Origin of the sequence: Cypionkella psychrotolerans, from assembly GCF_001294535.1 — a bacterium.
Classification (GTDB): Bacteria; Pseudomonadota; Alphaproteobacteria; order Rhodobacterales; family Rhodobacteraceae; genus Cypionkella; species Cypionkella psychrotolerans.
Genome location: NZ_LGIC01000051.1, coordinates 1 through 8,745, shown reverse-complemented (window position 1 = coordinate 8,745; position 8,745 = coordinate 1). Strand labels below are relative to the sequence as shown.

Here is an 8,745-nt window from a genome sequence, read left to right as displayed (position 1 = left end):
GGCGAGATCACGCAGCATGATGCGCGAGAGTTTGAGCTTGCGATAATACGCATGCGGACGACCGGTCAGTTGGCACCGATTGTGCAAACGGACAGCCGACGAGTTGCGGGGCAGCTCTGCCAGTTTGATGGTCGCTTTGAAGCGCTCATCCACCGGTTTCGCTTGGTCGTTGATCACCGCTTTCAGTGCTGCGCGCTTGGAAGCATGTTGCTTCACCAGCTTCTCGCGCTTCACTTCGCGGTTCACCATGGATTTTTTTGCCATTGTCAGGTTCCTCGCGCGATCAAGAAGTGAAGGGCATGTTGAATTGCTTCAACAGTGCCTTCGCTTCCGCATCGGTCTTAGCGGTGGTGCAGATGATGATATCCATGCCGAGCACTTCATCGACCTTGTCGAATTCGATTTCGGGGAACACCAGTTGCTCTTTCAGACCCATGGCGTAGTTGCCACGGCCATCGAACGAGGTCGGCTTCACGCCGCGGAAGTCGCGGACGCGGGGCAGAGCAATGGTGATCAGACGGTCGAAGAATTCGTACATCCGGTCGCCGCGCAGGGTCACTTTGCAGCCAAGCGGCATTTCTTCACGCACGCGGAAACCAGCAATGCTGTTCTTCGCGTGGGTGATCACTGCCTTTTGACCGGCGATGAGAGTCATCTCTTCGGCGGCTTTCTTGACCTTTTTGGTGTCCTTGACGGCTTCACCAACGCCCATGTTCAGAACGATCTTGTCCAGACGGGGCAGTTGCATCGCGTTCTTGTAGCCGAATTCTTCCATAAGCGCCGCGCAGATGCGGTTCTTATAGTCAGCCTTCAGACGCGGGGTGTAGGTGGCTTGGTCGAGCATCAGATCGCCTCCCCGGTGGTTTTAGCGAAGCGCACTTTCTTGTCGCCTTCCATACGGAAGCCAACGCGGGTTGCTTTGCCTTTGCTGTCCAGCAATGCGAGGTTCGACAGATCAATCGGCATCGGCTTTGCGATGCGACCGCCTTGCGAGGTCTGGCTTTGCTTGGTGTGACGGATCGCCATGTTGGCGCCGTCGACGATGGCCTTGTTGGCAGTCGGGTTCACGGACGAAATCTCGCCCTTTGCGCCCTTGTCCTTGCCGGTCAAGATGACGACGGTGTCGCCCTTTTTAAGCTTCGCAGCCATCAGAGCACCTCCGGAGCCAGCGAGATGATTTTCATGAAGTTCTTCGCGCGGAGCTCACGCACCACTGGCCCGAAGATACGCGTGCCGACGGGTTCACCCTGGTTGTTCAGGATGACAGCAGCGTTGCGGTCAAAACGAATTGCGGTGCCGTCTTCACGGCGAACTTCTTTGGCGGTGCGAACAACAACGGCTTTACGCACGTCGCCTTTTTTCACACGGCCTTTCGGAATGGCTTCCTTGACCGACACCACGATGATGTCGCCCACGGATGCATAGCGGCGATGCGAGCCGCCCAGAACCTTGATGCACTGAACCCGGCGAGCGCCGGAGTTATCAGCAACATCCAGATTGGTCTGCATCTGGATCATTTGGTTTCTCCCGACCTTTGGGCATCATTGCCCAGGGTTTCGTATTCAGAAAAAGACGAAAGCCGTTGCTTATGCAGCAACGACCACCGTCCAGCGTTTGGTCTTCGAGATCGGTGCACATTCTTCAATGCGGACAGAATCCCCGGTCTTGTAGGTGTTGTTCTCGTCGTGCGCGCGATATTTCTTCGACTTACGAATGGTCTTGTGAAACAGCGGGTGCTTGAAGCGGCGCTCCACCAGAACGGTGATGGTTTGCTCGTTCTTGTCCGAGGTTACGACGCCTTGCAGGATACGTTTTGGCATGGGTCTGCTCCTCAGTTCGCAGCCGCTTGCGCGGCTTTCTGGTTCAGCACGGTCATGATGCGTGCCACTTCGCGGCGAACAGCGCGCATACGCGAGGTGTTTTCCAGCTGGTTGGTCGCTGCCTGGAAGCGCAGGTTGAACGCTTCTTTCTTGAGGGCCACAAGGCTCTCACGCAGCTGCTCGGGCGATTTGCCCAATAGTTCCTTGGCGGTCATGCGCCTGTTCCTTTTTCAATCACCAGAGCGCCCCTACCTTGCGGCAAGGTCACGCTGAACCCGGTGGATCAATGTAAAACCACCGATTCCGAGTCGCCTCGGAGCCGTGGATGGCTGCGTATAGGGGATGGGGGGGGATAGGGCAAGGGGGATTTGAAGCTTGATTAGTTCCCGCCCAGGCATCCAGCAGAGTCAAATTGGTAGGCAACCCATTCCACAGCCCCCAACGGTAGCGGTGGTTCAACATACACCAAGATTGCCGCAGGCAGTTTGTCATCAAGTAAACTGGTTTCGTAAGGAGACTGACGCAGTTCAGTCAGCCATCCCTGACTTAGCGCCACAGCTTGCAACTGTTCGCGTGTAACACAGGACTGCTCAGCCGCGAGATAAAGCATCCGTTGCCGCGCACGATGATGCTCCAGATCACCTCGGACGATTGTTAACTCTATCGTTTGCCATAGCGCATACCCACATAGCACAACCCAAAGTCCGGCGAAAAAGATCAGTTTAAGGATCGGCGTAAACCGGCGCGGACCTGTATCAATTTCCAAATTCAAAAAACTCCACTTACAACTTGTAGTGCCAAGAATAGACTTCACCCAAACTTCTCTGCAATCCTCATCTTGCCCACTGAATGCCGGGTGACGCCAATTGCCGCGCCTCTTTCTCCACATAGCAGTAGGGTGTGAGAGATCATGCACTCCACCAACCTTCTTGTCTCTATGTCAGCATCTGATACGATCTGGCATCGGAGGCCCATCATGCCCAACGTTTATCTGACCAAACAGATGCAGGAATACGCCGAGGCGCAGATCCGCTCCGGTGCCTATGCCAACCTCAGCGAAGTGGTGCGGGCCGGGATGCGCGCGATCATGGAGAAGGATGGCGCGCGGGCGTTTTATGCGTTGAAGGCCGAGTTGGAGGCTGCGGCGGAAGAAGTCGAACGCGGCGATTATGTCGAGTTTGACCCGCGCGCCTTCGAGCCTGACGCGTTCCGCCGATGACAATCCGGCTCTCGCGCAGGGCCTTGAAGGATATAGAGGATATTCGGGCCTATACGCTGGAGCATTGGGCAGTTGAGCAGTGGTTGCACTATTTCGCCGGGCTTTCTGCTGCGATGGAGCGGATTGGCGAAGATCCCAACTGCGGCCGTCCGCGTGATCTGATGCTGAAGGGCATGCGGTCGCTGCCGCATGAAAAGCATGTGATTTTCTTTCTGCCCGCCAAAGCAGGCGGCGGCGGTGCGGCGATTCTGAGAATCGTTCATCAGCGGCGGAATCTTGCTGCGCTGAAATACTATGAAGACCTAGACGGCTAGGCTTTCACGCCCCCTGCCCCAAAAAGCAAAACCCCCGCTGTTTCCAGCGGGGGCTTTATTCTGAACCGGGTGACGGCCCGCGAGTTTCCGAGGAAACTCGCTACACCGCACTGGCTGCGCGAGAGCGCAGCCTTACCAGTCTTCCCTTGCCACGACTCGCGTCGTGACCGGAAGTTTCATAGCACCCAGACGCAGGGCTTCACGGGCGATGATCTCGGACACGCCGTCGATCTCGAACATGATGCGGCCCGGTTTGACCTTGGCTGCCCAATAGTCGGTCGAGCCTTTACCTTTACCCATCCGAACTTCGGTGGGCTTGGACGAGACTGGGACATCCGGGAAAATCCGGATCCAGACGCGGCCCTGGCGTTTCATGTGGCGGGTGATCGCGCGGCGGGCCGCTTCGATCTGACGGGCCGTCACACGCTCTGGCTCGGTGGCTTTCAGCGCAAAGGAGCCGAAGTTCAGCAGGAAGCCGCCCTTCGCTTCGCCGTGGATACGGCCTTTGTGCTGCTTGCGGAACTTAGTCCGTTTTGGTTGCAACATCTGTGTTCTCCCTTACGCGCGTTCGCGGTCGCGGCGAGGCGAACGCGGTGCTGCACCTTCTTGCGCTTCGGCAAGACGGCGATCATGGGCTTGCGGATCATGCTCAAGGATTTCGCCTTTGAAGATCCAGACCTTCACCCCGATGATGCCATAGGCAGTCGTGGCTTCGGACAGAGCATAGTCGATGTCAGCGCGCAGGGTGTGCAACGGCACACGGCCTTCACGATACCATTCGGTCCGCGCGATTTCGGCACCGCCAAGACGGCCACCGACGTTCACACGGATGCCGAGGGCACCCATCCGCATCGCGTTCTGCACGCCACGCTTCATGGCGCGACGGAAAGACACCCGGCGTTCCATTTGCTGTGCGATCGACTCGGCGACGAGTTGCGCATCGACTTCCGGTTTGCGCACTTCGACGATGTTCAAGTGAACATCCGACTTGGTGAATGCAGCCAGTTTCTTGCGCAGGGTTTCGATATCGGCGCCTTTTTTGCCGATGATCACGCCCGGACGTGCGGTGTGAATGGTCACACGGCATTTTTTGTGCGGACGCTCGATGATCACGCGGCTGATGCCAGCTTGCTTGCACTCTTCATGCACAAACGCGCGCATTTTGAGATCTTCCAGCAGCAGGTTGCCGTAGTCTTTCGATTCAGCGAACCAGCGGCTGTCCCAGGTGCGGTTGACCTGAAGACGCATGCCGATCGGATTGACCTTCTGACCCATTATGCAGACTCCCCGACTTGACGCACAATGATCGTCAGCTCGCTGAACGGTTTCATGATTTTGCCGAAACGGCCACGCGCACGCGGGCGGCCACGTTTCATCACCAGGTTTTTGCCAACCCAGGATTCAGCCACGATCAGGCTGTCCACGTCGAGGTTGTGGTTGTTTTCCGCGTTGGCAATCGCCGACTGCAGGCACTTCTTCACGTCACCAGCGATGCGGCGCTTCGAGAAGGTCAAATCGGCCAGAGCCTTTTCAACTTTCTTGCCGCGGATCAGGCCAGCGACGAGATTCAGTTTTTGCGGCGAGGTACGCAGCATACGGCTGATTGCCATCGCTTCGTTTTCCGCCACGCGACGGGGGTTCTTTTCCGTGCTCATGGCTTATTTCCTCTTGGCTTTTTTGTCGGCCGAGTGGCCGTAATAGGTCCGGGTCGGCGAATATTCACCAAACTTCTGACCAATCATCTCTTCGGTCACATTCACCGGGATGTGCTTTTTGCCGTTATAGACAGCAAAGGTCAGCCCAACGAATTGCGGCAGAATAGTAGAGCGACGCGACCAGATCTTGATCACTTCGTTCTTGCCCGAGGCTTTCGCAGTTTCTGCCTTTTTCAAGACATAACCGTCGACGAACGGGCCCTTCCAAATAGAACGTGCCATTTATCAGCGCCCTTTCTTCGCGTTACGCGACCGGACGATCAACTTGTCCGAAGCCTTGGCCTTACGGGTCTTGTTACCCTTGGTGCCTTTGCCCCATGGCGTCACCGGATGGCGGCCGCCCGAGGTCCGACCTTCACCACCACCATGCGGGTGGTCGATCGGGTTCATTGCAACACCGCGCACGGTCGGGCGAACGCCCTTGTGACGCATACGGCCTGCTTTACCGAAGTTCTGGTTCGAGTTGTCGGGGTTGGACACAGCACCGATGGTGGCCATGCATTCCTGACGCACCAGACGCAGTTCGCCCGAAGACAAACGGATCTGCGCGTAACCACCGTCACGACCCACGAACTGAGCGTAGGTGCCAGCAGCGCGTGCCAACTGGCCGCCTTTGCCCGCTTTAAGCTCGACGTTGTGGATGATCGTACCGATTGGCATCCCCGAGAACGGCATCGCATTGCCCGGCTTCACGTCGGTCTTAGCGCCAGCGATAACGCTGTCCCCAATGGCCAAACGCTGTGGTGCCAGGATGTACGAAAGTTCGCCATCCGCGTAACGGATCAGAGCGATAAAGGCGGTACGGTTCGGATCGTATTCGATCCGCTCAACGACCGCTGCAATATCGAATTTTGTGCGCCTGAAATCGACCACGCGGTAGAGACGCTTGGCGCCCCCGCCCTTGTGCCACATCGTGATACGTCCGGTGTTGTTCCGGCCACCTGTCTTGGTCAAACCCTCAGTAAGGGCTTTGACCGGGCGGCCTTTCCACAATTCCGAACGGTCGATCAGAACCAACCCGCGTTGGCCAGGCGTCGTCGGCTTATACGACTTAAGTGCCATGCTTTCTGTCTTCCGTCAGCTGTTGGGTCTTAGATGTAGACCCAAGGTTATAGGGCTCCGTAGATCCCCGAGATAGGGTGCTTCTTGGTCGAACCAAAACGCACCGATTCCGCAAAAATTCCACGGCCCCGGAGAACCGGGGCCGTGGGATTCGCTGCCAATATCAGAGGCCCGTCGAAACGTCGATAGAGTTTCCGGCTTCCAGCGTGACATAGGCTTTCTTCTTGTCGCTACGCTCACCAGCGCGGCCACGGAACTTCTTGGCCTTGCCTTTGGTGATCGTGGTGTTGACTGCTTTCACCTTCACAGAGAAGATGTTTTCAATCGCTTCTTTGATCTGCGGCTTGGTCGCATCCATCGACACCTGGAACACAAACGCGTTGTTTTCCTGAGCCATAGTGGCTTTTTCGGTGATCACTGGCTTTTTGATCAGGTCGTAGTGTTGCGGTTTAATGCTCATTTCAGACGAGCCTCCAAAGCTTCGATACCTGCTTTGGTGATCACCAAGGTGTCACGCTTCAGGATATCATAGACGTTTGCGCCCATGGTCGGCAGCACGTCGATGCCTTCGATGTTGCGAGCAGCCAGCGCGAAATTCGCGTCAACGCTTGCGCCGTCGATGATCAGAACGCGCTTCCAGCCCAACTCGGACACATGTTTTGCAAGGATCGAGGTTTTGGCTTCGGCCATGGTGGCCACGTCCAAAATCACCAGCTCGCCTGCTTTGGCTTTCGCCGACAAAGCGTGACGCAGACCCAGAGCGCGGAATTTCTTCGGCAGATCATGGGCGTGCGAACGCGGGGTCGGGCCTTTGACAACGCCACCGTGACGGAAGATCGGAGCTTTCTTGGAACCGTGGCGTGCGCCGCCGGTGCCCTTTTGCTTGTAGATCTTCTTGGTCGAGTAGGACACTTCGGCGCGGGTCAGCGTCGAGTGGGTGCCTGCTTGCATCCGGGCGCGCTGCCAACGGACGACACGGTGCAGAACGTCTGCGCGCGGGTCGAGGCCGAACAGAGCTTCGTCGAGGTCGATGGTGCCAGCTTTGCCGCCATCAAGTGTGATTACGTCAAGTTTCATGCTTCACCCCCTTCAACTGCCACTTCGACAGCCGGAGCAGTGGTTTGCGCCGCCATACGGATCGCCGCAGGCAAAGGCAGACCAGCCGGAGCCGCTTTCTTCACTGCGTCTTTGATGGTGACCCAGCCGCCCTTGGTGCCGGGAACTGCGCCTTTGATCATCAGCAAGCCACGCTCGGCATCCGTGCGGATGACTTGCAGGTTCTGGGTGGTGCAGCGCACAGCGCCCATGTGACCAGCCATTTTCTTGCCTTTGAAGACTTTACCCGGATCCTGACACTGGCCCGTGGAGCCGTGCGAACGGTGCGAAACCGACACACCGTGGGAAGCCCGCAGACCCCCAAAGTTGTGACGCTTCATAGCACCCTGGAAGCCTTTACCGTTGGTCGTGCCAGCGATGTCAACGAACTGACCTGCAAGGTAGTGGTCAGCGGTGATTTCCGCGCCCACTTCGATCAGGTTAGCCGGCGACACGCGGAACTCGGCGATCTTACGCTTCGGCTCTACATGAGCTTTGGCGAAGTGGCCGCGCATGGCAGCAGTGGTGCGCTTGGCTTTCGCCAGACCAGCACCAAGCTGAACAGCGGTGTAGCCATCGCGGTCAACGGTGCGTTGTGCCACGACTTGCAGGTTTTCAAGTTGCAGAACGGTCACCGGAACTTGGGTGCCGTTCTCAAGGAACAGCCGGGTCATGCCCAGCTTTTTAGCGATAACGCCAGAACGCATGTTATCTATCCCCCTTAAACTTTGATCTCGACATCCACGCCAGCGGCGAGGTCGAGCTTCATCAGCGCGTCCACGGTCTGGGGGGTCGGATCAACGATGTCGAGAAGACGCTTGTGCGTGCGGATTTCCCACTGGTCGCGCGACTTTTTGTCGATGTGCGGACCACGGAGAACCGTGAATTTCTCAATTTTGTTCGGCAGCGGAATCGGCCCGCGCACAGTGGCGCCGGTGCGTTTCGCGGTGCTTACGATTTCTGCGGTGCTGGCGTCCAGCACGCGGTAATCGAAGGCTTTCAACCGAATACGGATGGTTTGACCTTGCATGTGTTCTTCCTTCTGAACGTAGACGGGGCAACAGGCCCGGCCCATAGGTTCACGTTGTTTTCAGTAGTCTGGTCTTGAAAGTCTGCGGCGCACCCCGAAAGGTGCGTCGCTGGTGGTCCCTTATAGTGCGCGGTCCCCGTTGAAAAGGGGATTCGCGACCTATTTACTTGATGATTTTCGACACCACGCCTGCGCCGACGGTGCGGCCGCCTTCGCGGATGGCGAAGCGCAGTTTTTCTTCCATCGCGATCGGCGCGATCAGGGTCACGTCGAACTTCAGGTTGTCGCCCGGCATCACCATTTCGGTGCCTTCCGGCAGTTCCACGGTACCCGTCACGTCGGTCGTGCGGAAGTAGAATTGCGGACGGTAGTTGGCGAAGAACGGCGTGTGACGACCGCCTTCTTCTTTGGTCAGAATGTAGGCTTCTGCATCAAACTTGTTGTGCGGGTTGACCGACTTCAGCTTGCACAGCTCTTGGCCGAGCTCAAC

The 8,745-nt window shown here is 57.3% G+C and carries 19 protein-coding genes; 2 read left to right on the top strand and 17 right to left on the bottom strand.

The features are described from left to right. The 7 genes from rpsN to AKV04_RS26170 all read right to left on the bottom strand — a co-directional run. A partial coding sequence (gene rpsN, locus AKV04_RS10185; RefSeq protein ID WP_054006330.1) for a 30S ribosomal protein S14 occupies positions 1–264 on the bottom strand: 264 nt, incomplete at its 3' end. Between the two features lie 19 nt (positions 265–283). After that, positions 284–844 carry a 50S ribosomal protein L5 gene (gene rplE / locus AKV04_RS10180; RefSeq protein ID WP_054006328.1) on the bottom strand — a complete coding sequence of 187 codons (561 nt, stop codon included), beginning with the start codon at positions 842–844 and terminating at the stop codon, positions 284–286. After that, positions 844–1,149, bottom strand: coding sequence for a 50S ribosomal protein L24 (gene rplX, locus AKV04_RS10175; RefSeq protein WP_054006327.1), 306 nt, complete (start codon positions 1,147–1,149; stop codon positions 844–846). The genes rplE and rplX overlap by 1 nt, the downstream gene beginning before the upstream one ends. After that, a complete protein-coding gene (gene rplN / locus AKV04_RS10170; protein ID WP_013066055.1) occupies positions 1,149–1,517 on the bottom strand; it encodes a 50S ribosomal protein L14 in 369 nt (122 codons plus the stop codon). Before rplN ends, rplX begins: the two co-directional genes overlap by 1 nt. Before the next feature lie 69 nt (positions 1,518–1,586). After that, the gene (rpsQ, locus tag AKV04_RS10165) at positions 1,587–1,820 is read right to left on the bottom strand and encodes a 30S ribosomal protein S17 (protein ID WP_054006326.1); all 234 of its coding nucleotides are present in this window, start codon (positions 1,818–1,820) and stop codon (positions 1,587–1,589) included. 11 nt (positions 1,821–1,831) lie between these two features. Then, a complete protein-coding gene (gene rpmC, locus AKV04_RS10160) occupies positions 1,832–2,035 on the bottom strand; it encodes a 50S ribosomal protein L29 (RefSeq protein WP_054006325.1) in 204 nt (67 codons plus the stop codon). Positions 2,036–2,199: 164 nt separating this feature from the next. Beyond that, a complete protein-coding gene (locus AKV04_RS26170; protein WP_156317465.1) occupies positions 2,200–2,634 on the bottom strand; it encodes a hypothetical protein in 435 nt (144 codons plus the stop codon). Positions 2,635–2,796: 162 nt separating this feature from the next. Here AKV04_RS26170 and AKV04_RS10155 point away from each other — a divergent pair, with 162 nt between their 5' ends. After that, a complete protein-coding gene (locus AKV04_RS10155; protein ID WP_054006324.1) occupies positions 2,797–3,039 on the top strand; it encodes a type II toxin-antitoxin system ParD family antitoxin in 243 nt (80 codons plus the stop codon). After that, a complete protein-coding gene (locus AKV04_RS10150) occupies positions 3,036–3,353 on the top strand; it encodes a type II toxin-antitoxin system RelE/ParE family toxin (RefSeq protein ID WP_054006323.1) in 318 nt (105 codons plus the stop codon). Before AKV04_RS10155 ends, AKV04_RS10150 begins: the two co-directional genes overlap by 4 nt. A 132-nt stretch (positions 3,354–3,485) precedes the next feature. On the opposite strand, the gene rplP is transcribed toward AKV04_RS10150, so the two are convergent. The 10 genes from rplP to AKV04_RS10100 form a co-directional block, all read right to left on the bottom strand. Further along, positions 3,486–3,899, bottom strand: a complete 414-nt coding sequence (rplP, locus tag AKV04_RS10145; RefSeq protein ID WP_054006322.1) for a 50S ribosomal protein L16 — start codon at positions 3,897–3,899, stop codon at positions 3,486–3,488. A 12-nt stretch (positions 3,900–3,911) separates the two neighbouring features. Continuing rightward, positions 3,912–4,628, bottom strand: a complete 717-nt coding sequence (gene rpsC, locus AKV04_RS10140; protein WP_054006321.1) for a 30S ribosomal protein S3 — start codon at positions 4,626–4,628, stop codon at positions 3,912–3,914. Next, the gene (gene rplV, locus AKV04_RS10135) at positions 4,628–5,008 is read right to left on the bottom strand and encodes a 50S ribosomal protein L22 (protein WP_054006320.1); all 381 of its coding nucleotides are present in this window, start codon (positions 5,006–5,008) and stop codon (positions 4,628–4,630) included. Before rplV ends, rpsC begins: the two co-directional genes overlap by 1 nt. A gap of 3 nt (positions 5,009–5,011) precedes the next feature. Continuing rightward, the gene (rpsS, locus tag AKV04_RS10130; RefSeq protein WP_054006319.1) at positions 5,012–5,290 is read right to left on the bottom strand and encodes a 30S ribosomal protein S19; all 279 of its coding nucleotides are present in this window, start codon (positions 5,288–5,290) and stop codon (positions 5,012–5,014) included. Between the two features lie 3 nt (positions 5,291–5,293). Then, entirely contained in the window at positions 5,294–6,130 is an 837-nt protein-coding gene (gene rplB, locus AKV04_RS10125) for a 50S ribosomal protein L2 (RefSeq protein ID WP_054006318.1), read from the bottom strand. A 163-nt stretch (positions 6,131–6,293) separates the two neighbouring features. Continuing rightward, positions 6,294–6,590 (bottom strand): 50S ribosomal protein L23, encoded by a 297-nt coding sequence (locus tag AKV04_RS10120; RefSeq protein ID WP_054006317.1) that lies wholly within the window; start codon positions 6,588–6,590, stop codon positions 6,294–6,296. Then, positions 6,587–7,207, bottom strand: coding sequence for a 50S ribosomal protein L4 (gene rplD, locus AKV04_RS10115; RefSeq protein ID WP_054006316.1), 621 nt, complete (start codon positions 7,205–7,207; stop codon positions 6,587–6,589). The genes AKV04_RS10120 and rplD overlap by 4 nt, the downstream gene beginning before the upstream one ends. Further along, positions 7,204–7,932 carry a 50S ribosomal protein L3 gene (rplC, locus tag AKV04_RS10110; protein WP_054006315.1) on the bottom strand — a complete coding sequence of 243 codons (729 nt, stop codon included), beginning with the start codon at positions 7,930–7,932 and terminating at the stop codon, positions 7,204–7,206. Before rplC ends, rplD begins: the two co-directional genes overlap by 4 nt. A 14-nt stretch (positions 7,933–7,946) precedes the next feature. Further along, the gene (gene rpsJ / locus AKV04_RS10105) at positions 7,947–8,255 is read right to left on the bottom strand and encodes a 30S ribosomal protein S10 (protein WP_054006329.1); all 309 of its coding nucleotides are present in this window, start codon (positions 8,253–8,255) and stop codon (positions 7,947–7,949) included. Positions 8,256–8,418: 163 nt separating this feature from the next. After that, a partial coding sequence (locus AKV04_RS10100; RefSeq protein WP_456062141.1) for an EF-Tu C-terminal domain-related protein occupies positions 8,419–8,745 on the bottom strand: 327 nt, incomplete at its 5' end.

What these genes read in the sequence shown, in the direction of transcription:
- rplX (WP_054006327.1), bottom strand. Translation starts at nt 1,149, where the DNA reads ATGGCTGCGAAGCTTAAAAAGGGCGACACCGTCGTCATCTTGACCGGC.
- rplD (WP_054006316.1), bottom strand. Translation starts at nt 7,207, where the DNA reads ATGAAACTTGACGTAATCACACTTGATGGCGGCAAAGCTGGCACCATC.
- rpmC (WP_054006325.1), bottom strand. Translation starts at nt 2,035, where the DNA reads ATGACCGCCAAGGAACTATTGGGCAAATCGCCCGAGCAGCTGCGTGAG.
- AKV04_RS10120 (WP_054006317.1), bottom strand. Translation starts at nt 6,590, where the DNA reads ATGAGCATTAAACCGCAACACTACGACCTGATCAAAAAGCCAGTGATC.
- rplE (WP_054006328.1), bottom strand. Translation starts at nt 844, where the DNA reads ATGCTCGACCAAGCCACCTACACCCCGCGTCTGAAGGCTGACTATAAG.
- rpsJ (WP_054006329.1), bottom strand. Translation starts at nt 8,255, where the DNA reads ATGCAAGGTCAAACCATCCGTATTCGGTTGAAAGCCTTCGATTACCGC.
- rplV (WP_054006320.1), bottom strand. Translation starts at nt 5,008, where the DNA reads ATGAGCACGGAAAAGAACCCCCGTCGCGTGGCGGAAAACGAAGCGATG.
- rplC (WP_054006315.1), bottom strand. Translation starts at nt 7,932, where the DNA reads ATGCGTTCTGGCGTTATCGCTAAAAAGCTGGGCATGACCCGGCTGTTC.
- AKV04_RS10150 (WP_054006323.1), top strand. Translation starts at nt 3,036, where the DNA reads ATGACAATCCGGCTCTCGCGCAGGGCCTTGAAGGATATAGAGGATATT.
- rplB (WP_054006318.1), bottom strand. Translation starts at nt 6,130, where the DNA reads ATGGCACTTAAGTCGTATAAGCCGACGACGCCTGGCCAACGCGGGTTG.
- rpsS (WP_054006319.1), bottom strand. Translation starts at nt 5,290, where the DNA reads ATGGCACGTTCTATTTGGAAGGGCCCGTTCGTCGACGGTTATGTCTTG.
- rpsC (WP_054006321.1), bottom strand. Translation starts at nt 4,628, where the DNA reads ATGGGTCAGAAGGTCAATCCGATCGGCATGCGTCTTCAGGTCAACCGC.
- AKV04_RS10155 (WP_054006324.1), top strand. Translation starts at nt 2,797, where the DNA reads ATGCCCAACGTTTATCTGACCAAACAGATGCAGGAATACGCCGAGGCG.
- rplP (WP_054006322.1), bottom strand. Translation starts at nt 3,899, where the DNA reads ATGTTGCAACCAAAACGGACTAAGTTCCGCAAGCAGCACAAAGGCCGT.
- rplN (WP_013066055.1), bottom strand. Translation starts at nt 1,517, where the DNA reads ATGATCCAGATGCAGACCAATCTGGATGTTGCTGATAACTCCGGCGCT.
- rpsQ (WP_054006326.1), bottom strand. Translation starts at nt 1,820, where the DNA reads ATGCCAAAACGTATCCTGCAAGGCGTCGTAACCTCGGACAAGAACGAG.